This is a genomic window from Mesorhizobium sp. M0909 (assembly GCF_040319515.1).
GTDB lineage: Bacteria > Pseudomonadota > Alphaproteobacteria > Rhizobiales > Rhizobiaceae > Mesorhizobium.
In genome coordinates this window covers 1-25,763 of record NZ_JAMYOA010000015.1, presented here as the reverse complement: position 1 = coordinate 25,763, position 25,763 = coordinate 1, and the positions used below count along the sequence as shown (strand labels likewise).

The 25,763-nt window shown below is 63.8% G+C and carries 22 protein-coding genes and 1 tRNA gene; 8 read left to right on the top strand and 15 right to left on the bottom strand.

The genetic code is table 11. The annotated features are described in order from the left end of the window. Positions 1-10 precede the first annotated feature (10 nt). The 3 genes from gyrB to NKH83_RS21910 all read right to left on the bottom strand — a co-directional run bounded on the left by gyrB (position 11) and on the right by NKH83_RS21910 (position 5,923). Entirely contained in the window at positions 11-2,482 is a 2,472-nt protein-coding gene (gene gyrB / locus NKH83_RS21920; protein ID WP_352480095.1) for a DNA topoisomerase (ATP-hydrolyzing) subunit B, read from the bottom strand. A 146-nt stretch (positions 2,483-2,628) separates the two neighbouring features. Further along, positions 2,629-5,295 carry a caspase family protein gene (locus NKH83_RS21915; protein WP_352480096.1) on the bottom strand — a complete coding sequence of 889 codons (2,667 nt, stop codon included), beginning with the start codon at positions 5,293-5,295 and terminating at the stop codon, positions 2,629-2,631. Between the two features lie 58 nt (positions 5,296-5,353). Beyond that, entirely contained in the window at positions 5,354-5,923 is a 570-nt protein-coding gene (locus NKH83_RS21910; protein ID WP_352800622.1) for an NADPH-dependent FMN reductase, read from the bottom strand. A 184-nt stretch (positions 5,924-6,107) separates the two neighbouring features. Here NKH83_RS21910 and NKH83_RS21905 point away from each other — a divergent pair, with 184 nt between their 5' ends. Beyond that, positions 6,108-7,481: a cytochrome P450 gene (locus NKH83_RS21905; protein ID WP_352807391.1), complete on the top strand. Its 1,374-nt coding sequence runs from the start codon at positions 6,108-6,110 to the stop codon at positions 7,479-7,481. A 21-nt stretch (positions 7,482-7,502) separates the two neighbouring features. On the opposite strand, the gene NKH83_RS21900 is transcribed toward NKH83_RS21905, so the two are convergent. Next, entirely contained in the window at positions 7,503-8,477 is a 975-nt protein-coding gene (locus tag NKH83_RS21900; RefSeq protein WP_352700878.1) for a complex I NDUFA9 subunit family protein, read from the bottom strand. 242 nt (positions 8,478-8,719) lie between these two features. Here NKH83_RS21900 and NKH83_RS21895 point away from each other — a divergent pair, with 242 nt between their 5' ends. Next, complete coding sequence (locus NKH83_RS21895) at positions 8,720-8,992, top strand: hypothetical protein (protein WP_352650046.1); 273 nt, start codon at positions 8,720-8,722, stop codon at positions 8,990-8,992. Positions 8,993-9,049: 57 nt separating this feature from the next. Here NKH83_RS21895 and NKH83_RS21890 read toward each other — a convergent pair whose 3' ends face one another. From NKH83_RS21890 to NKH83_RS21870, 5 genes are all read right to left on the bottom strand, one after another. Beyond that, on the bottom strand, positions 9,050-10,051 hold the full coding sequence (locus NKH83_RS21890) for an Ldh family oxidoreductase (protein WP_352807387.1): 1,002 nt from the start codon (positions 10,049-10,051) through the stop codon (positions 9,050-9,052). 33 nt (positions 10,052-10,084) lie between these two features. Beyond that, positions 10,085-10,894, bottom strand: a complete 810-nt coding sequence (locus NKH83_RS21885; RefSeq protein ID WP_352807385.1) for an ABC transporter permease — start codon at positions 10,892-10,894, stop codon at positions 10,085-10,087. Continuing rightward, positions 10,894-11,625 carry an ABC transporter permease gene (locus NKH83_RS21880; protein ID WP_254816058.1) on the bottom strand — a complete coding sequence of 244 codons (732 nt, stop codon included), beginning with the start codon at positions 11,623-11,625 and terminating at the stop codon, positions 10,894-10,896. The genes NKH83_RS21885 and NKH83_RS21880 overlap by 1 nt, the downstream gene beginning before the upstream one ends. 126 nt (positions 11,626-11,751) lie before the next feature. Continuing rightward, entirely contained in the window at positions 11,752-12,546 is a 795-nt protein-coding gene (locus tag NKH83_RS21875) for a transporter substrate-binding domain-containing protein (RefSeq protein ID WP_254816059.1), read from the bottom strand. 53 nt (positions 12,547-12,599) lie between these two features. After that, complete coding sequence (locus tag NKH83_RS21870) at positions 12,600-13,409, bottom strand: ABC transporter ATP-binding protein (protein WP_352807382.1); 810 nt, start codon at positions 13,407-13,409, stop codon at positions 12,600-12,602. Between the two features lie 218 nt (positions 13,410-13,627). On the opposite strand from NKH83_RS21870, the gene NKH83_RS21865 reads away from it, so the two are divergent. Genes NKH83_RS21865 through NKH83_RS21855 form a run of 3 tightly spaced genes read left to right on the top strand, consistent with a single transcriptional unit; the run spans position 13,628 to position 16,818 of the window. After that, positions 13,628-14,476 carry a dimethylarginine dimethylaminohydrolase family protein gene (locus tag NKH83_RS21865; protein ID WP_352807567.1) on the top strand — a complete coding sequence of 283 codons (849 nt, stop codon included), beginning with the start codon at positions 13,628-13,630 and terminating at the stop codon, positions 14,474-14,476. Beyond that, positions 14,473-16,053, top strand: coding sequence for a 5-guanidino-2-oxopentanoate decarboxylase (locus tag NKH83_RS21860; RefSeq protein WP_352807379.1), 1,581 nt, complete (start codon positions 14,473-14,475; stop codon positions 16,051-16,053). Before NKH83_RS21865 ends, NKH83_RS21860 begins: the two co-directional genes overlap by 4 nt. 57 nt (positions 16,054-16,110) lie before the next feature. Next, positions 16,111-16,818, top strand: coding sequence for an SDR family NAD(P)-dependent oxidoreductase (locus NKH83_RS21855; RefSeq protein WP_352800196.1), 708 nt, complete (start codon positions 16,111-16,113; stop codon positions 16,816-16,818). 106 nt (positions 16,819-16,924) lie between these two features. Here NKH83_RS21855 and rpsA read toward each other — a convergent pair whose 3' ends face one another. The 3 genes from rpsA to aroA form a co-directional block, all read right to left on the bottom strand. After that, on the bottom strand, positions 16,925-18,622 hold the full coding sequence (rpsA, locus tag NKH83_RS21850) for a 30S ribosomal protein S1 (RefSeq protein WP_023676278.1): 1,698 nt from the start codon (positions 18,620-18,622) through the stop codon (positions 16,925-16,927). Positions 18,623-18,827: 205 nt separating this feature from the next. Next, complete coding sequence (gene cmk / locus NKH83_RS21845; RefSeq protein WP_352807376.1) at positions 18,828-19,478, bottom strand: (d)CMP kinase; 651 nt, start codon at positions 19,476-19,478, stop codon at positions 18,828-18,830. Positions 19,479-19,756: 278 nt separating this feature from the next. Then, positions 19,757-21,115 (bottom strand): 3-phosphoshikimate 1-carboxyvinyltransferase, encoded by a 1,359-nt coding sequence (gene aroA / locus NKH83_RS21840; RefSeq protein ID WP_352649809.1) that lies wholly within the window; start codon positions 21,113-21,115, stop codon positions 19,757-19,759. Positions 21,116-21,309: 194 nt separating this feature from the next. Here aroA and NKH83_RS21835 point away from each other — a divergent pair, with 194 nt between their 5' ends. Together NKH83_RS21835 and NKH83_RS21830 are read left to right on the top strand one after the other, a co-directional pair. After that, on the top strand, positions 21,310-21,699 hold the full coding sequence (locus tag NKH83_RS21835; RefSeq protein ID WP_254816066.1) for a TIGR02300 family protein: 390 nt from the start codon (positions 21,310-21,312) through the stop codon (positions 21,697-21,699). Between the two features lie 163 nt (positions 21,700-21,862). Further along, positions 21,863-21,938: transfer RNA gene (locus NKH83_RS21830), tRNA-Ala, on the top strand. Positions 21,939-22,119: 181 nt separating this feature from the next. Here the strand turns inward: NKH83_RS21830 and NKH83_RS21825 are convergent. After that, a complete protein-coding gene (locus tag NKH83_RS21825) occupies positions 22,120-22,536 on the bottom strand; it encodes a hypothetical protein (RefSeq protein WP_352480699.1) in 417 nt (138 codons plus the stop codon). A 124-nt stretch (positions 22,537-22,660) separates the two neighbouring features. Then, positions 22,661-22,792: a type 2 periplasmic-binding domain-containing protein gene (locus tag NKH83_RS21820; RefSeq protein WP_352649808.1), complete on the bottom strand. Its 132-nt coding sequence runs from the start codon at positions 22,790-22,792 to the stop codon at positions 22,661-22,663. Between the two features lie 168 nt (positions 22,793-22,960). Here NKH83_RS21820 and NKH83_RS21815 point away from each other — a divergent pair, with 168 nt between their 5' ends. After that, the gene (locus NKH83_RS21815) at positions 22,961-24,460 is read left to right on the top strand and encodes a helicase HerA domain-containing protein (protein ID WP_352691798.1); all 1,500 of its coding nucleotides are present in this window, start codon (positions 22,961-22,963) and stop codon (positions 24,458-24,460) included. Positions 24,461-24,758: 298 nt separating this feature from the next. Here the strand turns inward: NKH83_RS21815 and NKH83_RS21810 are convergent. Continuing rightward, positions 24,759-25,763 (bottom strand): ABC transporter ATP-binding protein (locus tag NKH83_RS21810; protein ID WP_352807372.1); only part of this gene is annotated, 1,005 nt, incomplete at its 5' end.

Genomic DNA, 25,763 nt, shown 5'->3' with positions numbered 1-25,763 from the left:
AGATCGTGGCTCAGATGTCCAGATTGGCGACCGACAGCGCGTTTTCCTGGATGAATTCGCGCCTGGGCTCGACCTCGTCGCCCATCAGCCGCGAAAACAAGCTGTCCGCATCCGTTGCGTCATTGACCTTGACCTGCAAGAGCGAGCGCACATTCGGGTCAAGCGTCGTTTCCCAGAGCTGCTCGGCGTTCATTTCGCCAAGGCCCTTGTAGCGCTGCATGGTGAGGCCCTTGCGGCCGGTGGCAAACACGGCATTGAGCAGTGCCAGCGGCCCCGAAATGGTTTCCGAGACATCCTTGCGGCGCAGCACCGGCGGCTCGCCATAGATTTCCGCCAGACGCGGCGCATAGCGGTCGAGCTGGCGTGCGTCGGCGGAATTGATCAGCGCCAGGTCGAGATGTGCGAACTCCTTGACGCTGCGCACCGTTCGCTCGAAGACATAGCCGCCAATGCCCTCGTTCGAGGTCGACATGCGGCCGATCCAGCCGCGCTCGGTGTCCTCGGCGATAATGTCGAGACGGCGGGCAACACGCTCGGCCGTCTCATTGGCGCGGCCGAGGTCGGTGAAGATCTCCGGGTTGAGCGCGCCGGCAATCGCTGCCTGCTCGACCACGCCTCTGTTATAGCGGGTGTGCAATCCGTTGATGAGCTGGCGGACAGCCAAGGCGTCGTCGATGGCACTGCGCAGGTCCTGCCCGGCCCGCACCTCGCCCGTGCTGAGCGCAAGCGACGCTTCTTCCAGCCCGGAGCCGATCAGGAATTCCTCGAAGGCGGCTTCGTCCTTGATGTATTGCGAGCTCTTCCCGCGCGTCACCTTATAGAGCGGCGGCTGCGCGATGTAGAGATGACCGCGTTCGATCAGTTCCGGCATCTGGCGAAAGAAGAAGGTCAGCAGCAAGGTGCGGATGTGGGCGCCGTCGACATCGGCGTCGGTCATCAGGATGATCTTGTGGTATCGCAGCTTGTCGGCATTGAACTCGTCCTTGCCGATCGAGGTGCCGAGCGCAGTGATCAGCGTGCCGATCATGTCGGAGCCGAGCATACGGTCGAAGCGGGCGCGCTCGACATTGAGGATCTTGCCGCGCAGCGGAAGAATAGCCTGGTTCTGGCGCGAACGGCCGCCCTTGGCCGAGCCGCCGGCGCTGTCGCCCTCGACGATGAAGATCTCCGATTTTGCCGGATCGCGCTCCTGGCAATCGGCCAGCTTGCCGGGCAGCGAGGTGACGCCGAGCGAACTCTTGCGGGTAATGTCGCGTGCCTTGCGCGCGGCTTCACGCGCGGCCGCGGCCTGGATGACCTTCTCGATGACCGCCTTGCCCTCGGTCGGGTGCTCTTCGAGCCAGGTGCCGAGCGCTTCGTTGACCAGTCCTTCGACCACCGGACGGACCTCGGACGACACCAGCTTGTCCTTGGTCTGCGAGGAGAATTTCGGGTCGGGAACCTTGACCGACAGCACCGCCGTCAGCCCTTCACGGCAATCGTCGCCGATCAGCGCCACCTTTTCCTTCTTGGTCAGGCCCGAAGAGTCGCCATAGCCGGTTATCTGGCGTGTCAGCGCACCGCGAAAGCCTGCCAGATGCGTGCCGCCGTCGCGTTGCGGGATGTTATTGGTGAAGGCCAGCACGTTCTCGTGGTAGCTGTCGTTCCACCACATAGCGACTTCGACCGTGATGCCGTCGCGCTCGGCGCGGATCGATATCGGCTTGTCGAGCAACGGCTTTTTCGTCCGGTCGAGATATCGGACGAACTCTTCGAGGCCGCCATCGTAGTGCAATTCATGGCGCACGATGTCGGCATGGCGGGCATCGGTCAAAACGATGCGCACGCCGGAGTTCAGGAAGGCGAGTTCGCGCAGCCGATGCTCCAGCGTACCGTAGTCGAATTCGACCATGGTGAAGGTTTCGGACGACGGCAAAAACATGATTTCGCTGCCGCTGCGGCCTTCATAGGTGCCGGGGACCTTGTCTTGTTCATAACTGCCGGTGACGCGCAGCGGCGCGTCGGCATTGCCATGCGTGAAGCTCATCTCGTAGATCTGGCCGTTGCGGCGGATCTTCAGTTTCAGCCAGGCCGACAGCGCGTTGACGACCGACACGCCGACGCCGTGCAGGCCGCCCGACACCTTGTAGGAGTTCTGGTCGAACTTGCCGCCGGCATGCAGCTGCGTCATGATCACTTCGGCCGCCGAAATGCCTTCGCCGGTGTGGATATCGGTCGGAATGCCGCGGCCATTGTCGATGACCGTCACCGATCCGTCCGGATTGAGCGTCACCGTCACCAGGTCGGCATGGCCGGCCAGGGCTTCGTCGATGGCGTTGTCGACGACTTCATAAACCATGTGGTGCAGGCCCGAGCCGTCGTCGGTATCGCCGATATACATGCCCGGCCGCTTGCGAACGGCATCCAAGCCCTTCAAAACCTTGATGGAATCGGCGCCGTATTCGGCTTCAACGCCGTTGGCGATGTCGGTCTGTTCGCTCATGAAAACCTGTCTGATTGATGCCGTGTGCAGAGCGCGAAAAATCGGCTTCGAATCGCGCATTTCTAATGTCGTAGATATAGGCGCAAAAGGCGGTTTTTCCAAGGTTTGCAGGCATTTCCGGACGGAATGACAGTCACGTCGGCCGGCTACTGGCGCTTGGCTTCGATCCTGGCCAGCCGCTGACGCAGGAACTTGATCATGAATTTGTATCGCGGCGCCAACCGCCCGCTTCGGTCGAGCTCGAGCGTCATGTCGAGCGCCTTGGAAAGCACGGCTTTCGGATCCTTAGCGACTTGCGCGTAGTCGATATAGGCGACCACCAGGTCGCGCTGCCAGGTGGCGTTGTCCGGATCGGACCGGGCAAGTTTCTCGCGAATGGCCAGGCTGTCCTGATAGGCTTGCCGGGCTCCGCTGACGTCGCGCTGCTTTAGGCGCAGGGTGGCGACTTCGGACAGCGTTATCGACAAGTCACGCTGCCAGTCGGAATTGGCCGGATCGAGCTTGGCCAGCCGCTGCGCAATCGCGTAACTGTCCAGATAGGCTTTCAGCGCGCCTTTGTGGTCGCCCTGTATCGCCAGGACGCCGGCGACCTTCTCGAGGCAGACGGACAGGTCGCGCTGCCATTCGGTGTTGTTCGGGTCGCCGACGGCGAGCGCGCTGGCCTGCGAAAGTGCCTCACGATAAGCCGAAAGTGCCGCAGGCCAATTCTGCTGGTCGCTCAGCGCATTGCCGATCTTGGCGTTGCCGACCGACAGGTCGCGTTTCAGCTCGGTGTCGTCCGGATCGCGTTTCGCCAGGTGCTTGACGATCGCGAGGCCTTCCCTGTAAGCCGCCAGCGCCCCGGCGGCGTCGCCGCGTTCGCGCAGCAGGTCGCCTATCGTATCGTGGCTGACCGAGACGTCACGCTGCCGGTCGGCGTCTCCCGGTTTGTCCGCCGCCAGCGCCAGCCGCACCTTCAGGCTCTCTTCATAGGCCGCCTGTGCGTTGTCCAGTTGGCCTGCGACATGGGCAAGGTGACCGATCTCATCGTAGGTGATGGTCAGGTCGCGCTGCAGTTCGGCACGGTCGGGCTCTCCGGCGGCGAGCTGTTTCTTGATCGACAGACTTTCCTGGTAGACCTCTGCGGCGCCGGCCAGATCGCCTTGCGTCGCCAGTACGTTGCCGATCTTGTCGTCGGCCATGGCGAGGTCGCCGAACCACTCCAGATTGTCCGGTTCTGCCTCGGTCAGGCCCTGCAGAATGGTCTTGGCGGTCTCATAATTCTGCAGCGCTGTCGGCAGATTGCCTTGCGCCATCCGCACATTGCCGAGCTTGACGTGGCTGACGGCGAAGTCGCGCTTCACGTTGAGATCGGTTTCATGATGCAACCGCCGTTCGAGATCGGCTTGCAGCGCTTCGAAGGCGCGGCCGGCCGCATCGATATTGCCGACCGTGGTATAGAGCTTGCCGAGTTCGTCCAGCGTGCGGATCAAGCGGTCGGCATCGTCGAGCGACAGCACCACCTGTCCGGCTTCGCCATAAAGCGCGAGCACCGACTCATAGTCCCTGATGGCTGTGGCGTAGTCGAGGTCGGCGCGCGCCGCCCCGCCGGACAGATAGCGCGTTGCGGCCTCGGAGAGCGTGCGGCTGACGAAATTGGCCTTCAAAGCGTTGCGCGAGACATTATCGATCTCGGCTGCCTCGGCGAGCTTTTTGCGCGCCGCATCGAACGCTCCCAGCGAAAGCTGCTCTTCGGCCTGCCGGCGCAACGCTGCCACCCGCAGATCGTCGGATCCAAGCGTCTGCATTTCGCGTCGCACCTTGACGAAGGCGTCGGCTGCCTCACGCAGCCTGGCGTTCAGACTGTCAGCGGAAAGGTGGCCGGAATCGGAACTGATCAACGCGCCATAGAGCGGTGCCAGCGGCATGTCGGCGTCGCTGGCGATCTTCTCCACCTCGCCGCGCATCTGAGGCGTCACCTCGGCCATGGCGAGCAACAAGCGTTCGCGCTCGGGCAGTTTCTCCTTGGCTGTCGTGGCAAAGAACAGCTGCGGCAGGCCGCTCTCGACATAGGGCAATTGCTTGCCGCGCGAGAGGTCGTAGACCTCCTGCTGCACGAGCGTCAGCACGGAGCGGATCTCGAGTCCATCGGTGCCGAGATATTTCGTCAATGCTGCGGTGAACGGCGAATTCTGGCCGGTCCCATCCGCGGCCGTCTCGCCGGGTGCCGCCGAGAAGGCAAACAGAATGTTTTCTGCCCGCCCGACGCGGCCAAGACCCGGCCGGACCTTGACGCCGACCTCTTTTGCCAGCGCCGTTGCGCCGCGGCCTTCGCCGCCCGTAGCCGCAAACGGATCGCTGCGGCAGGCATCAAGCACGATCAGTCCGACCTTGCTGGTGGCGGCGACGGTCGTGCGGATCTCCTCCAGCGGCAGGCTGGTCTTTTCCAGCGCATCGAGCGACGACGCGTCTGCATCGACCGGCAGGAGCCGATTCTCGCCGGCGATCTCGACGCCATGGCCGGAAAAGAACACTACTACCACGTCGGCGCCTTTGGCATCCTCGCGGAAATCGTCGAGCGCCCGGCGCATGCGCCGCAGGTCGCGGTTGGTTTCGAGGAAGACCTCGAAGCCGAGTTTCCTCAGCACCGTTTCCATCACCTCGCCGTCGTTGACGGGATTGGCGAGCGGCCGGATCAGCCGGTAGTCGTTCTCGGCGATGACCAGCGCAACGCGCCGCTCCGCCATGGCAGCGGAGGCCGTCGAGAGGATCAGCAGCAAGGCAAACAGAAGACGCAAATCGAACCGCCCCGGCCCGGTCGTTTGCCGGAGCATTCCATCTCTTTATGGCATGAGCAAGTTATGGCATCGGCAAGCTCGGCCGTTCGCGTTGTCAGCCGACCCGCATCGGCTTCAGCGCTTCGCTCCAGCGGAACAACTCGTCCAGCATGGTCCTGGCCCCGCCGAGCACCTGCTCGCTGGGCAGGAAGGCGCCGGTCTCGTCGAGCAGCTTCTGGTACATCGGCAGCGCTACGCCCTCCGGGATCGGCATGACGCCGACCGCGGTCAGCAACGGTTTGACCGCCTGCGCCGCTCGCAAGCCGCCGGAGACACCGCCATAGCTGAGGATGGCGGCCGGCTTGTATCGCCATTCCCTGAGCAGGTAGTCGACCGCGTTGACGATCGCCGGAGCGGCGAAATAATTGTATTCCGGCGCTACGAAGACGAATGCGTCGGCGGCGTCGATTGCTTTCGACCAGGCTTTCGTGTGGCTGTTTTCGTATTTGCCGAGTCTCGGATGATGCGGCTCGTCCAACACCGGCAGGTTGAAGGCGGCGATATCGGTGAGCACCGGCTCGAATTTCCCGTGTTCGCGCGCAAAGCTCTCCAGCCACTTTGCGAAAACCGGTCCGGCGCGGCCCGGCCGCGTGCTGCCGATGATGACGTTCAACTGGTGCTTCAAGGCAGGCTCCCGCCGGTTTCTGACATCTGTGGTGCTGCCACCTAAGACACGCAGCCGGACACAGCAAGCAGGCACTTTCCGGTGCCCTGGTCACATTCCAGAGAGCGGATGCTTCGCCTTGTCGTCCAGTCACATGGACGCCTGCCTTGCCCGCCACTACATTGAGGTGTCAGCGGAGTAAGCCATGGACAGTCAGCCCGTCCCCTTCGTCCCGCCGGCGCCGAAGCCGCGCACAGCGCCGCCCTCGACGCTGGAGATGATCCGCATCGTCTACCGCAATCCGCTCGAGCTGTGGGGCGAGCCGACCTATAACGAGCCCTGGATTTCGGTGACCGGTATCGGTGGGCCGCTGGTCATCGCCAACGATCCCGGTCTCATTCGCCACGTGCTGGTCGATAACGCCAAGAACTACAAGATGGCGACGGTTCGCCAGCTGATCCTGCGGCCGATCCTGCGCGACGGCTTGCTGACCGCCGAGGGCGAGGTGTGGAGGCGTTCACGCAAGGCGATGGCGCCGGTGTTCACGCCGCGCCATATCTTCGGTTTTGCCGAGCCGATGCTGAGGCGCACGCGGGAGTTCGTCATGCGCTACGAGGGCGGCGGTACGTTCGACATCGCTCACGACATGACGCTGCTTACCTTTGACATCCTGGCCGAGACGCTGTTTTCCGGTGAGATTTCAGGCGAGCCGGGCAGCTTTGCCAAGGAGATCGACCGCCTGTTCGAGACCATGGGTCGGGTCGATCCGCTCGACCTTTTGCGTGCGCCCGACTGGCTGCCGCGCCTGACCCGCATCAGCGGCCGCAAGACCATGGCCTACTTCCGCAAGATCGTCACCGACACGGTGCAGATGCGCGAGGCGCGGTTGAGGCGTGCTCCGGACACGGTGCCGCAGGATTTTCTCACGCTGCTGTTGCGGGCGGAGGGACCGGGCGGGCTAACCCGGTCCGAGGTCGAGGACAACATCATCACCTTCATCGGCGCTGGCCACGAGACTACGGCCAGGGCCCTCGGCTGGACGCTCTACTGCCTTGCCGAAGCGCCGTGGGAGCGCGAAAAGATCGAGCACGAGATCGATGCGGTGCTGGCGCGTGAGCCCGACCCGACGAAATGGCTCGACGCCATGCCGCTGACACGCGCCGCCTTCGACGAGGCGCTCAGGCTCTATCCGCCGGCGCCGTCGATCAACCGCGAACCGATCGAGCCCGAAACCTGGAACGGCCTCTACATACCGCGGCGTGCCGCGGTGCTGGTGATGCCGTGGGTCGTCCACCGCCATCGGAAATTGTGGGACCGGCCGGACGCTTTCATGCCGGAACGCTTCCATCCGGGGAATCGCGAAAAGATCGACCGTTTCCAGTATTTGCCGTTCGGCGCCGGGCCTCGCGTCTGCATCGGCGCCAGCTTCGCCATGCAGGAGGCAATCATCGCGTTGGCGATCATGCTTTCGCGCTATCGTTTCGATACCACCGCGCAAACCCGACCCTGGCCGGTGCAGAAGCTGACGACGCAGCCGCAAGGCGGGCTGCCGATGCAGGTCACCAGGCGCGCGCCGTAGGCAACCGGACGTCCGTTCGTGTTACACGGCGGACTTGCGCTGGAACTGGCCGGCGGCGCGGTAGCGCCAGAGATAGCTTGGCAGGATGGTTCCGATCGAACGCGGCTGGATACCGAGGCCGGCAAGCGTCCTGTTGTCCTTGACGGCGTCATCCGACACGACATTGTGCTGGCGCAACAGCAGGACCTGGTCCTTGGTCAACAATGGATTGGGCAGCAGCCCGAGAATTGATGCCTGGAGGTTCGCCAGCCACCATGGCACGGGCAGCAAAAAACGCTTGCGTTCGATGATGACAAGCAGCTCTTGCATGCACTCCCTGAAGGTAAGCACCTGCGGCCCGCCGAGTTCATAGATCCGGCCGCCCTGGACCTTGCCGTCGACCGAGTGCGCCACCGCCTCGGCGACGTCGCCGACATAGACCGGCTGGAATTTCGTCTGCCCGCCGCCGATCAGCGGCAGCACTGGGGAAAAGCGGGCCATGTTGGCAAAGCGGTTGAAGAAACCGTCCTCCGGCCCGAAATTGATCGATGGCCGCAAGATCACGGCGTCTTGGACCGTCTCAAGAACGGCCTTTTCGCCGAGCGCCTTGGTACGCGCGTAGTCCGATTGCGCGTGGAGGTCCGCTCCCAGAGCCGAGATGTGGGTGAGGCCGGCGCCGACGGCGCGCGCCGCTTCGGCAATAGCGCGCGCGCCGAACTCGTGGACGGCAGTAAATTTCTGCCGGCCGGCCTCATGCGCGATCGCCACCAGATTGACGACATGGTCGGCGCCTTGCACGGCGCGGTCGACCGACCAGCGCACCCGGACATTGGCCTGCACCGGCTGGATCTGCCCGACATTGCCAAGCGGTTGCAAATGACCGGCGAGATCGGGCCGGCGGCAGGCGACCCGGATGCGGTAGCCGCGCTTGGCCAGCGCCCGCACGACATGACGACCGACAAAGCCGGAGCCGCCGAAAACGACGACGAGCTTTGGGGTCTGAAGGATTTCGGTCATGGCTGGCTCCGGCGGGCTATCCAGATGGCTTGATTGAAGCCGTTTCATAGTCGGTTTCGCGCCAAAGGCAAAGGGCGACCATAGGTCGCCCGGCACTGTTGAAGCATGATTTTCCGGATCCGTTCGAAATGGCAGAAACGCCGTCGAGGCCCGGCTTTACGGCAACTCCATTAGGAACAGGAACCTTTGTTCGGTAGGCGATTTTAGATGTATGATTTGATTCCGAATGGAGGATATTGCCGATGACGACAAAACGCGTTGCGATCTTCGCTCTGGCTTTCGCAACAGGCTGCAGCATTGGTGCCTCGGCATTCGCGGCAAACCGGCATCACCACCAAGCGCAACCCGATCGCTACGTTCCCGCCAACGGCGACATCATCGACATTCTGTTCGGTGGCCCGCGCTACTATGACAACCACCTGTTCACGACGGCCGCCGAACCCTGCTCCTACAACAGGGTAGGACCGGACGCGAATGCGGTGAACGTCATCAACGATCATCATTGCGGGAAGTAGGCTCGCGCTCCCGGATCGGCCGGCCTCCTCAGCCGCTCATCCGACAAATGAATTCCTTCAGGACGAATAGCGCGCGGCGAATTCGGAAATGCGTTGCACCACGGCTTTCGGCGCGCTTATGCCGCGCGCCGCCGCCTTCTCTGCCGCTTCTGCCCGGGCACGCCCCGGCACATGCACGCCATAGCGCCGCCGCAACCTGTCGAGTTGGTCCTTCATCCGTTTCTCGAAGTCCGGATCGAGCAGCTTGGGCTCGACGGCGAGCACGAACAGGCCGGTCCCCGGACTGTCCGGCCCGCCGCTGAACCATGGCGCATCGAGCGACCAGTTGGCGCCCGACAGGCCCGCAGCCAGCACCTCGACCATCAGCGCGATGTTGGCGCCGCGCTGGCCGCCGAAGGCAAGCATGGCGCCTTTCATGGCGGCTGCCGGGTCCGTGGTTGGATTGCCGCTGGCGTCCAGCGCCCAGCCTTCGGGGATCTTCTTGCCGTCCTCGGCCGCCTTGCGGATGTTGACGAAGGCGGTGGCGCTCGACGACTGGTCGATGACCAGCGGCGCCCCGTCCGTGGCGGGTGCGGCAAAGGACATCGGGTTGGTGCAGTAGACCGGCTTGACCGAGCCTGAGCCGGCAAGCACGGCCGGGCCGTTGGTGGCGGCGAACGACACCAATCCCTGCGCGGCCAGCCGTCCGGTGAAATAGCCGAGCGCGCCGCAGGTGTAAGCATTCTTCTGCGAAAAGATGGCGACGCCGAACAGCCGCGCCGCCTTGGCGAGGTCATCGATCGTGCGGTCGAAACCGGTATGCGCTAAGCCGCCGCGCGCATCGGAAAGATAGACCGCGAGTGCCGGCCTGGTGATCACCGGATCGGCGTTGCCGTCGATACGGCCAGCTTCCAGTGCTTCGAGATAATCGATGAAGTGCGACAGCCCGACGGTCGACAGTCCTTCAGCCTCGGCCGCGACGATCGAGGCAGCCAGCGACTGCGCCGCCTCTTCGTTGGCGCCGGCGCCAAGTGCGGCCATCCGGCACAGCCCTGTCGCCTGGTCGAGACTGAGTTGCATGGCAGCTGCCCTGAATTCGCGACTTTAACAGCCTTAGCCTAGCTTGCTCGGGATCCGCGCCTCGAGCCTGCGGAAACCGAACACCAGGATACCGGTGATGGACATATAGACCAACGCCAGAAGCAGCAAGGGTTCGTAGGTGATGAATAGATCCTGGCGCACCCGCGAGGCTACGGCGTAGATGTCGACCATGGTTATCGTTGCCACCAGCGGTGTTGCTTTCAGCTGGAGAACAGTTTCACCCGCCAGCGTCGGCAGTGCCCGGCTGATCGCCTGCGGGAGCCATATGCGCCTGAAGATTTTCCAACGGCTCATGCCGAAAGCGCGGGCCGCTTCGAGTTGGCCATGCGGTACCCCGGCGAAGGCGCCACGCATCACTTCGCCTTCATAGCCGGCACACGAGATCGTCAGAGAAAGAACGGCGTAGGGCCATGCCTGCCTTAGAATGGGCCAGAGGAACGACTCGCGTATCCAAGGAAATTGCGGAAACAGCGAACCCAGTCCGTAGTAGAGCAGCCAGAGCTGGAGCAGCAGCGGCGTGCCGCGAATAATCGTGCAGAACACCTTGGCCGGCACACTCAAGATCGGCGGGCCGATCACCTGCGCAAGGCCGAGGGGAATGGCCAGCGCGATGCCCAGCACCGACGTTACCACAAGCAGCCAGATGGTCCGCCATATGCCTTGCAAGGCCAGCGGCAGATAGGCGGGCAGCCAATCCCAGCGCATGAGGAAAATCGATGCCACTACGACAACCAGCGCGATCAGGATCAGCGCTATGCGGTGCGGCTGCATCCACAGCGAGGCCCGTGCGGCGGCGTCAATGACCGGAGTTTCGGCGGCCATCAATGCGATCCCGCGATCGAGGGCATGCCGCGTCGTGCCCAGCGCTCAACGCGCCCGATAGCGATGTTGGAGACGAGGGTCAGGACGAGATAAAGCGCGCCCGCCGCCATGAAGAAGGTGAAATAAGCCTTCGTCGCGCCGGCTGCCGTCCGTGTGGTTTGGGTCAGTTCATTAACGCCGACGATCGCGAGAAGCGCGGTGTCCTTGGTGGCGATCAGCCACAGATTTGCCAGGCCCGGAATGGCGAAGGGCAGCATCGCCGGCAGCGTTATGCGCCTGAGAAGCAGGCCGGGAGGCATTCCATACGCCCGGGCGGCTTCGATCTGGCCTTGCGGAATGGCGCGGATCGCGCCGCGCAAGACTTCGGTGGAGTAGGCGCCCTGCACGACCCCGAGCACACCTATGCCGGCGACAACCCCGTTGATATCGATCGCGGCATAGCCGAGCGCGGTAAGCAACTGGTTGATGAGGTCGGTACCAGCGAAATAAAGCAGCAGGATCAGGACCAACTCGGGCACGGCGCGGACCACTGTGGTGTAGACTTCCAGCAGGTCACGGACCACCGGCCCGCCATAGAGCTTGCCATAGGCGCCGCCGACGCCGATCACAAGACCGACCCCAAAGGAACCGAAGGCAATTCCGACCGAGTTTGCCAGCCCGTGCAGAAGGTTGAGACCCCTGCCGTTCGGCGGTTCGAAGGACAGCAATTCCAGCGAACTGGCTCCGAACATGGTGGCGAGAACGTCGCTCAGCTTATGTCCCCCTGGACTTCCGGGTTGAGGCGCCAATGATGTATCAAGCCGGACGTGCCATCGCGACGATGGCGGCTAGGCCTGCCCGGCTTGATGCCGCTGCCGTCAGTTGGACTGCGACTCGCCGCCGTAGATGTCGAAGTCGAAGTACTTCTTGGTGATTTCGGCATACTTGCCATTGGCTCGGATCGCCTTGATTGCGGCATTGAGCTTATCCTTGAGCTCGGTGTCGCCTTGGCGTACGCCGGCGCCGACGCCAGGCCCGAGCACTTCCAGGTCCGGTGCGACATAACCCTTGAGGTCGCAGCACGCTTTGCCTTGATCCGACTTCAAAAATGCGTCGAGCGCGATCGAATCGGCCTGGGTGGCATCGATCCGGCCGGCGGCGAGATCCTGATTTGCCTCGTCCTGCGTCTGGTATTCCTTGATTTCCGCAGCGTCGGTGAAGTGCTTCTTGGCGTAGGCGGCGTGCACCGTGGAGGCCTGAACGCCGACTATCTTGCCCTTCAGCCCCTCTGGCGTCGCATCGAATTTCTGATCCTTGGCGCCGATCACCGCGGTCGGCGTGTTATAATATTTGTCGGAGAAGTCGATTTCCTTCTTGCGTTCGTCGGTAATGGACATCGAATTCATGATTGCATCGATCTTCTTGGTTTTAAGCGCCGGGATAAGGCCGTCCCATGGGACTGGCGTCAATACGCAATCCAGCTTGGCTTCGCCGCAGATGGCGTTGACGATGTCGACTTCCCAGCCGCCCCACTTGCCGGAGGCATCCTGCGAGTAAAACGGCGGATAGGCTTCAGGCGAAAATCCCACCTTGATCTGTTCGGCGCTTGCCGAAAATGCACCCGACAATGCGATCAGCGTGGCCGCGAGCACCGTTTTGAGAAAAGGTTTCATTTCTTTCAGTTCTCCCATTTTTGCTTTGACGTTCCCGTCTGCTTTCTCGCAAGTCATCCAACATTGCGCAGAAACTGCTTCAGCCTTTCGGATTTTGGTGCGCCGAAGATCTGTTCCGGCGGCCCTTCTTCCTCGACCAGCCCGTTATGGAGGTAGACGACGTGCGTCGCGACCTCGCGGGCAAACTTCATCTCATGGGTGACCAGCACCATGGTGCGACCTTCGCGCGCCAGGTCGCCGATCACCTTCAGCACCTCACCGACCAGCTCCGGGTCGAGCGCCGAGGTCGGCTCATCGAACAGCATGACGCGCGGATTAATGGCCAGGGCCCTGGCGATCGCGGCGCGCTGTTGTTGGCCGCCCGACAGATAGGCGGGATAGACGTCGCGTTTTTCGGCAAGGCCGACGCGGGCGAGCAGCTTTTCCGCCTCGCCGATCGCCACATCGCGCTTGACGCCGAGCACATGCACGGGAACCTCGATGACGTTCTCGATCAACGTCATGTGGCTCCACAGATTGAAGTTCTGGAAGACCATGCCGAGCTTGGAGCGGATGCGTTCGATCTGCTTGCGGTCGGCGGGCACGGTGTGGCCGTGGCTGTCGGCCTTCAACCGGATCTGCTCGCCATTGACCCGGATGATGCCGCTGGTCGGGTTCTCCAAGCAGTTGATGCAGCGCAGCAGCGTGGATTTGCCCGAGCCTGAGCCGCCGATGATGGCGATCACCTCGCCGTCGCGCGCCGACAGCGAAACGCCCTTCAGTACGTGCAGGTTGCCGAAATTCTTGTGCAGGTTCTCGACGTGGATGGCTTCGGCAGCGCCGTTTTGCGCCGGATGCTTCAGGGCGGTGACGGGCGCTGTCATCGTCGCGGCGCCCCGCGGAGCAACCGAGGCAGTCCTTGCTGGAATTTTTTACCCATTACCCGTCACTGGACAGCGTTCCGATTCTCAAGATGGACCGTTCCCCTTGTCTCCGTCAACCGCAGTTTTTTGGACCATTGATCACCGCCTGCCGAGTGGCTATTGGCAGGAGGGGCGCGTTTCAGGAGAATTTAGTGGGCAAAGCATACGGGTCGCAGTCGATGGCCGGGACGCTGCAGCGCGTGCTGATGCGCTCCGCCGCCAGCGCTATGCGTCGGGCCGAAGCGCTGGATTGGCACTATGGCCCCGGCTTTGATCCGCAAAAAGCGGCGGCCCAGCATGATGCGCTGGCCAGGCTGATTTCTGTCTCAGGCGCCGAAATCGAATGGCTGAGCGACGCCGATGACGGGCTTGCCGATTCGGTCTTCACCCACGATCCCTCGCTGATGACCGACCACGGCGCGGTTATCCTCGCTATGGGCAAGGCGCTGCGCCGGCCCGAGCCAGGCTTGCACGAGGCAGCCTATGTGCGCATGGGCATCCCTATCCTCGGTCGCATCGAGGCTCCCGGCCAGGTCGAGGGCGGCGACTGCGTGTGGGTGGATGCAAACACGCTGGCCGTCGGCCGCGGCGTGCGCACCAATCAGCTCGGCATCCAGCAGCTCTCCAACCTGCTTTCGCCCAAGGGTATCCAGGTCTACGGCTTCGACCTGCCGCTCTGGCAAGGCGAGGAGGCCTGCCTGCACCTGATGTCGGTGATCAGCCCGCTCGCCGACGATCTGGCGCTGGTCTATGCGCCCCTCCTGCCGGTCGCCTTCCACCAGATGCTGCGCGAACGCGGCATTCGGCTGGTCGAGGGCGACGCCGACGAATTCTTCGCCTCGAATGGGCTCAGCCTCAACGTCCTGCCGACCGCGCCGCGCCAGGTTATCGCCGTTGCCGGTTTTCCGAAGACGGCGGCTGCCATGCAGGCCGCTGGCTGTACGGTCTCGACATTCGAGGCCGATGCGCTGTGCATTGCCTGCGAGGGCGGCCCGACCTGCCTCACACGCCCGGTGCTAAGACAATGACGACCATCGGCGAAGCGCTCATCACCTTGCTCGAAGCGCACGGCGTCGACACAGTCTTCGGCATTCCCGGCGTACACACGGTCGAGCTCTATCGCGGGCTTGCGCGATCGAAGATCCGTCACGTCACGCCGCGCCACGAGCAGGGCGCCGGTTTCATGGCTGATGGCTATGCGCGCGCCAGCGGCAGGCCGGGCATCGTCTTCGTCATCACCGGGCCGGGGCTGACCAACACCATCACCGCCATGGGCCAGGCGCGCGCCGATTCGGTGCCGATGCTGGTAATCTCGGGCGTCAACGCCACACCGACGCTGGGCAAAGGCCTTGGCCATCTGCATGAACTGCCAGACCAGCGCGGCATGATGGAGAAGGTGGCGCTGTTTTCGCACCGTGTCACCGACGCCGGCGAGCTGCCCGGCGTGCTCGCCCGCGCCTTTGCGCTGTTTTCATCCTCGCGTCCGGGTCCGGTGCATATCGAGATCCCGACCGATGTCATGAGCCTGCCTGCCAACGGCATCGTGCCGCTGCTGCGGAATTCAGCGCCGCCCGAGCCGGATGTGGCGGCAATTGCCCGGGCGGCAAGGCTGTGCGCGTCTGCCCGCCGGCCGCTTATCCTGGCCGGCGGCGGCGCCAAAGCGGCCGAAGCGCCGTTGCAGCGCCTTGCCGAGAGGTTGGGAGCGACGGTCGTCCAGACCGCCAATGCGCGCGGCCTGCTCTATCGCCATCCGCTTGGCGTGCCGGCCAGCCCCAGCCTGAAGGCGGTGCGTGCGCTGATGGCCGACGCCGATCTGGTCATTGCCGCCGGCACCGAATTCGGTCCGACCGACTATGATGGCTATGGCGACGGCGGTTTTGTCCTGCCTGCCAACCTGATCCGCATCGACATCGGCGCCGACCAGCTTGCCCGCCGGCCGGCCCGGATTTCGATCCAGGCCGATTGCGGTGCAGCGCTCGAGGCGCTGGGTGCCGAACTCGGCACGGGCCAGGCGCAATCGGTCGACGGCGCCGCTCGCGCCGCCGCGACGCGGCAAGCGGCCTTTGCCGAGATCGGCCCGGCTATGCAGGCGCAACTGCGCGCCGTCGAGACGATCCGCGATGCGCTGCCTGGCGCGATCATCGTCGGCGATTCGACCCAGCCGGTCTACGCCGCCAACCTCTATTACGATCATGACCGGCCGGCCGGCTGGTTCAACGCGGCCACCGGCTTCGGCGCGCTCGGCTATGGGCCGGCGGCGGCGATCGGCGCCGTCCTTGCCAGGCCTGAGGCGCCGGTCGTTTGCCTCACCGGCGACGGCGGCTTCCAGTTCACCCTGCCGGAACTGGGCGCCGCGCTCGACGCTGCGGCGCCGGTGATCTTCGCCGTCTGGAACAATCGCGGCTACCGCGAGATCGAAACCTCGATGCTCGACGTCGGCGTCGAGCCGGTCGGCGTCTCCCCGGCACCGCCGGATTTCTGCAAATTGGCCGAAGCCTACGGCATTGCCGCCGAGCGGATTTCCGGCGCCGGCGGCTTGGCGGACGCGCTTGGGCGCGCGCGGGCGACTGGACGACCTTACGTCATAGAGATTTCGGTTGAGTGATCGCGCGAAAGGCGCGACCTTCCGGATCGGCGGCGCGCAATGACGGAGCGGTCGAATATGACGGAAACACTGGACGGCAGACATATCGTGGTGACCGGCGGCACCGGGGCCCTTGGCGGCGCGGTCGTAGGGAAACTGCTGGAGCAGGGCGCGATCTGCCATGTGCCCAACGCTCACGCTGCCGCGCCTGCACATTTCCCCTTCCCGGCGCATGACCGCGTCAGGCTGGCGCATAACGTCGACCTCGCCGACCCTGCCAAGGTCGACGCCTTCTATGCCAGCGTTCCGAATTTATGGGCATCGGTGCATCTGGCCGGCGGCTTCACCGCCGCGCCGGTCGAGAAGATCGAGCCCGCCTCCTTCGCCGAGATGATGGACACCAACGCCCGCACCACCTTCCTGTGCTGCCGCGCGGCGATACGCTCGATGCTGGAATCTTCCGTGCCGGGCCGCATCGTCAATGTCACCGCGCGAGCCGGGCTCGACCCGCGGCGCGGCTCCGGCAAGGTGGCCTACGCCGCCGCCAAGGCGGCAGTCGCCGCGATGACCGTGGCAATGGCCGAAGAGCTGAAGGGCAACGGCATCCTGGTCAACGCCGTGGCGCCCTCGACGCTCGACACGCCGGCCAACCGGGCTGACATGCCGAACGCAGATTTCAGCAGATGGGTCAGCCTTGAAGCGGCCGCCGAGGCCATTGCCTATCTCGCCTCGCCGGCCAACATGGCCATCAGCGGCACGCTGGTGCCGCTTTACGGCAGGGCCTGAGCCTGCGGCTCGTCACAAGCAAAAGGTCACAAGCAAAAGCCCCGCCGGATTGTTCCGGCGGGGCTCTTTTGTTTCGTTTATAACCCACGCGAAGCGCGGTGTTGGCTTAGCTGCCCTGCTTCTTCAGCGCGGCGCCAAGGATGTCGCCCAGCGAAGCACCTGAGTCGGTCGAACCGTATTGGGCGACCGCTTCCTTCTCTTCGGCGATTTCCAGCGCCTTGATGGAGACCTGCAGTTTGCGGGTCTTCTTGTCGAAGGCGATGACGCGGGCGTCGACCTTCTGGCCGACGGTGAAGCGCTCGGGGCGCTGCTCGTCGCGGTCACGGCTGAGATCGGAGCGCTTGATGAAGGTCTCGATGCCGCTGTCGACCAGCCGCACTTCCAGACCGCCATCTTTCACGCCGATAACCTCGCAGGTGACGACTGCGTTCTTGCGCAGTTCGCCTGACGTCGCGGCTTCGCCGACCGTGTCCTTGGCCAGCTGCTTGATGCCGAGCGAGATGCGCTCCTTGTCGATGTCGACGTCGAGCACCTGCGCCTTGACCATGTCGCCGCGATTGTACTCCTCGATCACCTGCTCGCCCGGACGGGTCCAGTCGAGGTCGGAAAGGTGGACCATGCCGTCGACGTCGCCTTCGAGGCCGATAAACAGGCCGAACTCGGTCTTGTTCTTGACCTCGCCCTCAACCTGGCTGCCGACCGGATGGCTGCGCGCGAAGGCTTCCCACGGGTTTTCCAGCGTCTGCTTGAGGCCGAGCGAGATGCGGCGCTTGGCCGGATCGACTTCGAGCACCACAACGTCGACTTCCTGCGTTGTCGACAGGATCTTGCCGGGATGCACGTTCTTCTTGGTCCACGACATTTCCGAAACGTGGATGAGGCCTTCGATGCCCGGCTCCAGCTCGACGAACGCGCCGTAGTCGGTGATGTTGGTGACGGTACCCTTGATCTTCTTGCCGATCGGGAACTTGGTGCCGATCTCGGACCACGGATCGCTCTCGAGCTGCTTCATGCCGAGCGAGATGCGGTGGGTTTCCTGGTTGATGCGGATGATCTGCACCTTGACCGTCTGGCCGATATTGAGGATTTCGGTCGGATGGTTGACGCGGCGCCATGCCATGTCGGTGACGTGCAGCAGCCCATCGATGCCGCCGAGGTCGACGAACGCACCATAGTCGGTGATGTTCTTGACGACGCCTTCGACCACCTGGCCTTCTTCGAGGTTCTGCACGATTTCCGAACGCTGTTCGGCGCGGCTTTCCTCGAGCACGGTGCGGCGCGACACTACGATGTTGCCGCGGCGGCGATCCATCTTGAGGATCTCGAAGGGCTGCGGGTTGTGCATCAGCGGCGAGACGTCGCGGATCGGGCGGATGTCGACCTGGCTGCGCGGCAGGAAGGCCACGGCGCCGTCGAGGTCGACGGTGAAGCCGCCCTTGACCTGGTTGAAGATGACGCCTTCGACGCGTTCGCCCTTGGTGAACTTCTCTTCGAGACGGACCCAGCTCTCTTCGCGGCGGGCCTTCTCACGCGACAGCATGGCTTCGCCAAGCGCATTTTCGATACGCTCGACATAGACCTCGACCGTGTCGCCGACCTTGAGCGTCGTGTCCTTGCCCTTGACGCCGAATTCCTTCAGCGGCACGCGGCCTTCGACCTTGAGGCCGACATCGATGATAGCCATGTCCTTCTCAATGGCGGTGATGATGCCCTTGACGACCTGGCCTTCGCCGGAATGGCCGGCGGAAAATGATTCTTCGAGCAGGCTCGCGAAATCATCGCGAGTGGGGTTTGCAACTGACATAGTTTCTCCTGGAATGCCTCGCATCTGTCGCGGGACGGGCGCCGTGGGTTAGCGTTGCGTTGGCCTGCCGGCGTTCCGGGCAAAAAGCCCTTGGCCGCCCTTGAGCGGCAATTCCGGCGCATGAAGAATGCTGGCAGGCTGGTTCACGCCCGATATGGGAATTCTTTTTGTCGCCGGCAATCGGCGGCGGCAGGAAAACCCAGGCTCAGGCTTTGTTTCTCTTGGCCAGGACGTCGTCGATGATCGCCCGTGCTGCCAGAAACGCGGCTTCTATAGCCATTTCCGACGTGTCGAGCAAGTGCGCGTCGACAGCCGGCTTCAATGGCGAGTCCACGCGGCCCATGTCGCGGTCGTCGCGGCGCACGATATCGGCAAGGATTTCGTCGAAATTGGCAGTGCCGCCGATGCTCTCGATTTCATCCAGCCGCCGCTTTGCCCGCACCTCGGCACTGGCCGTGACATAGAGTTTTACGTCGGCATCGGGACAGACGACGGTGCCGATGTCGCGGCCGTCGAGCACCGCGCCAGGCGGTGTTCTTGCGAAGTCACGCTGTTTCTCGACCAGGATGCGCCGCACCGACGGGATCACTGCCACTTTCGAAGCCGCCTCGCCAACGGCGTGTGCCGAAAGCACTGCGCGGTCGAGCTTTGCCGGATCGACCTGCCGGGCCGCGGTTTCAGCGGCCGAAACATTGTCGAGCGGCAGGCCGAGCCGGAGCAGCGCATGCGCCACCGCGCGATAGGTAAGGCCGGTGTCGAGCAGGTTCAGCCGGTAGTGGTCGGCCAGCCGTCGGGCCAGCGTGCCCTTGCCGGCGCCGGCCGGGCCGTCAATGGCGATGCTGAAGGGGGTGCTCATCGGCTGCCTGCCGCCTTTGTCCGCTTGGCAACAGGCCACCGCGCCTTCGTCATCCCAGGGCGCAGCGATCGCGTAGCGGAGCGAAGACCCTGGGATCCATGCCGTAACATCAGACGAAGAATGCTGCGAACCAGAATTCTGCACCGTTGCGATGTTCTGACGTCACGGCATGGATCCTGGGGGCTTCGCCGCGTCGCTTCGCTCTTTGCTTCGCCCCAGGATGACGAAGGGAAGGATGTTGGCGCCCAATCTCCAAGGTTTGCGATTGCCATCAACTGTCACTCGATCTCCGCCCCCAGCCCCTTCATCAGCCCCATGAATTCCGGAAAGCTCGTAGCAATCATCGCCTGGTCGTCGATGGTCACAGGTTTTTCCGTCGCCAGCCCCATCACCAGAAAACTCATGGCGATGCGGTGGTCGAGATGGGTCTGGACGATGGTGCCCTTCCCGTTGGGGTGTTGGCCGAGGCCCTTGCCGCCGGGTTTTCCGCGCACCGCGAGCGAAGCCTCGCCCTCGGTGCAGTCGACGCCGTTGAGCGTTAGCCCGTTGGCAACCGCCGACAGCCGGTCGGATTCCTTCACCCGAAGCTCTTCCAGCCCGAGCATCAGCGTTTCGCCCTCGGCGAAGCTGGCCGCCACGGCAAGCACCGGATACTCGTCGATCATGGTCGGCGCTCGTTCGGGCGGCACGGTGACGCCCTTCAGCTCGGAATAGCGCACGCGCAGGTCGGCGACGTCCTCGCCGCCTTCGTTGCGCGGGTCGATTATATCGATGCGCGCGCCCATTTCCTGCAGCGTCAACAGAAGTCCGGTGCGGGTCGGGTTCATCAGCACGTTTTCGATTGTAATGTCCGAGCCCGGCACGATCAGCGCCGCCACCAGTGGAAAGCCCGCCGAGGAGGGGTCGCCTGGCACCGCGATGGTCTGCCCGGTGAGCTTGCCCTGGCCTTCGATGAAAATGTGGCGCACGCCGCGCTCGTCGGTCTCGACCGACAGATTGGCGCCGAATCCCTTGAGCATCTTTTCGGTGTGATCGCGCGTCATCACCGGCTCGATGACGGTGGTGATGCCCGGCGTGTTCAGCCCAGCCAGCAGCACCGCCGACTTGACTTGTGCCGATGCCATCGGCACGCGGTAGGTGATCGGCGCGGCGTGTTTGGGCCCGTGCAGCGTGATCGGCATGCGGTCGCCAGGCGTCGCCTTCAGCACCTGCACGCCCATCTGGCGCAGCGGCTCGAGCACGCGGCCCATCGGCCGGCCGGACAGCGAGGCGTCGCCGATGAAGGTGGTTTCCATGTCATAGGTGCCGACCAGGCCCATGGTGAGGCGGGAGCCCGTGCCGGCATTGCCGAAATCGAGTGGGCCTTCCGGCTGCAGCAGCGCGCCATTGCCGGTGCCGCGGATCACCCACTCGGTGCCATGCTTCTCGATATGAGCGCCCATCGCCTTCATGGCAGCGCCCGTACGCATTACGTCCTCGCCTTCCAGCAGCCCGGTGATGCGGGTTTCGCCAGAGGCCAGGCCACCGAACATGAACGAGCGGTGCGAGATCGACTTGTCGCCCGGCACCCGTGCCGCACCTGAAAGGCCAGATGATTTGCGGGCGGTGGCCTGTTTCGGGGCAGCAGCGTGCGACATGGTTCTTTCCTGGAAACGCCGGCGCCCGGCTATTTTCTTCTGGTTTGCGCGGTCTCCTATCATGGCGGACCGAAATGGTCATCCCCTTGGTACGCAGGCCTTCGAATTCACGCTTTTTGGGACGCCGGCTTTTCGCTTTGACAGCGCCGTAAACTCTGGTTAAGGGGACCAAACTTTCATCGACGAGGCTTGCTGTGGCAAAACCCGAACTTGGCACCAAACGCATCGACCCGGAGACAGGTCGAAAATTCTATGACTTGAACAAGGACCCGATCGTCTCGCCTTACACGGGCAAGAGCTATCCGCGCTCCTATTTCGAAGAGGGCAAGATCGCCGCCCTCGAGGAAGAAGAGGAAGTTGCCGAAAAGGAAGTGGACGCCGAGGAGGAAGAGGGCGTCGAGGTCGTCTCGCTCGAAGAGGCGGACGAGGACGCCAAGGCCGACGAGCTTCCCGATCTCGCCGATGACGAGGACGACGTCGACCTTGGCGATGATGAGGATGACACGTTCCTTGCCGACGAGGAGGAAGAAGACGACGACGTTGCCGACATGATCGGCGTCGGCGACGACGACGACGAAGTCTGAGCGAACCGCATTCGCCGGCTTTCGCCGCGCCGCCTAGAAAAAGCGGTCGTTGAAGGCTTGATATTGACTTAAGGCGGGGTTAGAAGCCGCCTGCACGAACGGCGCGGTCTAGAAACCGCGCCGGATCTCTTCGCCGGAAACGGCGCCGGCGAACTGCCGGAGTGGGGCCATAGCTCAGTTGGGAGAGCGCTTGAATGGCATTCAAGAGGTCGTCGGTTCGATTCCGATTGGCTCCACCAGTTCTCTTCGCGAAAATCAGCAGAACGGCCGCCGGTCCCGGGCTGGCCGCCATCTGTCGCGGACCTAGCTGAGACAAAATGTATGGCTAGCCGACCTCGGCTCGCCGTCCATCTAAAATGGTGAGCCCGTGCCCGGTCTGGACCAGGCAGCGGGCTGAAACGACCGCTGAGCAAAACTCCGTTACTTGTTGCAGTTCTGCATATCTGACGTCATGGCGCCGCTTGGGGTGTTGTTGTCGGTGTCGTTGCCTGCCGTATCCTTGCAGCGGTCCCCCATACCGTTTGTCTGCGGCGTGGTGGCGTTCGTTGCATTCGGATCGATCTGGTTCGGCGTAGTGGTACTGGTCCCGTTGTTGCCGCTGTTGCCGGCGGTGCCCGTGTCGACGCCGGTATTGCCGTTCATACCAGTTCCGCCAGTTCCCGAACCGGTTGATTGTGCCATGGCAGATGTGGCCAGGCCGATAGCAAGTAGGGATGCAGAGAGAATTTTCATCATCTTAGTGTCTCCATCGAGTTGCATCGCTGGATCGCGATCTATACCCAACGAGAGTTTTTCCAGGATGTTCCGTTCGACAGAAATAGTGATCGATACAGTCATTATGAGAGCTTTGTTGTTCGTCGTTTCGTGAATGGCGCCACGACAGTGGGTAAAAGGCGTGCCGCAAGCCGGTGTGTTGCCGGAAGCGCCAGCACCAGCGGCTCGTCGGGCAGGCCATGGACGATCAGCTCCGGGGTCGAGAGCGGGGATGCAGCACGCCGAGGTCGATCTCGCTGGCGGCGAGTGCTCTTTCCAGCAATGGCGAATTCATCCCGATGAGATCCACCTCGATCTCCGGATAACGGCTGCGAAACATCCGCACCGCCTCCTTATCGAATCGAAACGGCCCGTTTCATTCCAATCCTGTGCGATCCCCTGATCGTCAGCAGCATCCAGCCTGTGCGCAACACGGAGCGTCGGCCATGGCGCGCTCGACGGGCTGTGATGCGGTTGATAAGCCCTCTCCTTAAGGAGAGTCGAAGACATGACGGTTGCGATCGAGATGGGCCACACGAGCGCAGGCGCCCCGGCGGCGCTGGATCTTGAAGAACTGCTGGCGACGCGCCTTTTGGTGCAGGGCAATTCGGGCTCCGGCAAGTCCCACCTGCTGCGCCGGCTCTTGGAGCAGAGTGCGCCCTGGGTGCAGCAGACGATCATCGATCCCGAAGGCGACTTCGTGACACTGGGCGACCGTTTTGGCCATCTGGTGATCGACGCCGAGGAGCATACCGAGCGCGGCCTGCAGAGCGCCGGCGAGCGGGCGCGCATCCACCGCGTCTCCACGGTGCTTAATCTCGAGGGGCTCGACGCCGAGAACCAGATGCGGCGCGCCGCCGCCTTCCTCGGCGGACTTTTCGAGGTCGCCCGCGATCACTGGTATCCGATGCTGGTGGTGGTGGACGAGGCGCAGCTGTTCGCGCCGGCGGTTGCCGGCGAGGTTTCGGACGAGGCGCGCAAGCTCTCTCTCGGCGCCATGACCAACCTGATGTGCCGTGGCCGCAAACGCGGGCTGGCCGGGATCATCGCCACCCAGCGGCTGGCCAAGCTTGCCAAGAACGTCGCCGCCGAGGCTTCCAATTTCCTCATGGGCCGGACCTTTCTCGATATCGACATGGCGCGCGCCGCCGACCTGCTCGGCATGGAGCGGCGCCAGGCGGAAGCCTTTCGCGACCTCGAGCGCGGGCAGTTCATGGCGCTCGGCCCGGCGCTGTCGCGCCGTCCGCTCGGCTTGCGCATCGGCCCGACCGATACAAGCCCGCGCAACGCGACGCCGCGCCTGATGCCGCTGCCGGAATCGGGACTGGAGGACGCGCGCGCGATCATCCTGGCGGCCCCGCCGCCCGAAACCGTCCGGCCGCAGCGCCGGTCGTCGCCGGACCTGCTCGATCAGCTGATGGCGGCAAAATCGGCGGCGCTGGAAATCCGCCCCGAAGCGGTGGAGCCGCCGATCAGCGCCGAGGACTTGGCGGAGCGGCGCGAGCGTGTCGACCGGGTGCTGCGCGCTGTGCTGGCGCAACCCGACGCGGGCTTCCGTGTCATCGGCGTGCTCTATCAGGAGTTCGTGGTCCGCTGCCGCATAGAGGGCCTCGCCTCGGTCGTGCCGGACCTGCCCGCGTTCCGCCGCATGCTGACGCGCGCCCGCGCCGGCCTCGGCTCCGACATGGCCGACGATGACGCCTGGCAAGATGTCTCGGCGCGCGCCTCGCTGCTGCCCGAGGATATGCAGGGCGTGTTCATGATGATCGCCCGCGCGGCCAAGGAGGGGTGGCCCTGCCCGAGCGACGCGGCGATCGCCCGCGCCTATGGCTCGCACTCGCTGCGCCGCGCCCGGCGCCTGCTGACCTATATCGAGGAGCAGGGGCTGATCGTCTGCCAGCTGGATGGGGTTGGCCGGCGGACGGTGACGCTGGTGGAGCTCGCCTGGGCGACGGCGCCGGGCGATCCGAATGCCGAGGAGGCGGAGCAGGGGAGGGTGGTGGGATGATGGGGAGGGCGATTTGGGCGAAAGCTGGCGTCGCTCAACAGCAGCAAAGCCAAAAGCGGTCATCGCCGAAGCATTATTCAGACGTCGCGTTTGGGCCGAAAGTGGACCGGCGGCTTCTTGGTGCGAGATGTGAGTGAGCCGGCGGTCTGCACGGCAAAGGGTTTGTCCTGATGTCAATTAGTGCTGCCAATATCTGGCGGTGGATGTTTTCTTTGCTCACGATGAGCGACGAATGTTCGGTAGGGCAGAGGAGGTGGGGAGGTATCGCAACGTCCCGTTAGCACGGCCGCCCGCTAGACTAACTCGCTGCCATCAGGACGGTACTCTCCGGCGACCACCGCAGCACCACTTCCTGGCCCTCCGCCAGCTTGTCAGCACCGGTGTTCTGCACGATGACTTTCAGCATCTGTCCGCCACGTTCGACGAAGTAGGTGCTGCTATTGCCGGCAAAGATGCGTTTCGACACTTCCCCCCGCAGCACGTTCGCATTGGCCGTATCCGGAGCCGCAGCATCGGTGAAGATGCGGATCCGTTCGGGCCGTACGGCGCAACTGGCCTTTGCACCAGGGGCAAGGTTGGCGCCAGATCCAGCGAAAATCGCCGTGCCGTCCGGCAGCCGGATGCCGTTGCCTGTGCTCTCGCCACGAAAAATGTTGGCATCGCCGAGGAAGGTGGCGGCGAACTCGCTCTTCGGCCGATTGTAGATCTCCTCGGGCGGGCCTTCCTGCACCAGCTTGCCGTCTCGCAGAATGCCGACGCGGTCGCTCATCGTCAGCGCTTCTTCCTGGTCGTGGGTGACGAAGATTGTGGTAATGCCGATCTCGCGTTGGATGCGCTTGAGCTCGAGCTGCATTCCGACGCGCAGCGCTTTGTCGAGAGCGCCGAGCGGCTCGTCGAGCAGAAGTACACGCGGCTTGGTGATGATGGCGCGAGCGAGCGCCACCCGTTGGCGCTGGCCGCCGGAGAGCTGGTGTGGCCGGCGACCACCGAGCTTGCCGAGTTGCACGAGGTCGAGCGCCCCCTGCACCTCGGCAGCAATCACTGCCTTGGGCTCGCCGCGCACGGACAAGCCGAAGGCGACATTGTCGGCGACGCTCATATTGGGAAACAGCGCGTAGTTCTGGAACACCATGCCGATGCGCCGTTTTTCGACCGGCACCCGCTCGACGCTCTCGCCTCCGATCGCAATGCGGCCAGAGTCGGGAAAGTCGAAGCCGGCGATCTGGCGCAGCAGCGTGGTCTTGCCGCTGCCGGAGGGACCGAGCAGGGCGTAGAAGCCGCCGTCGGCAAAATCGATGGAGAC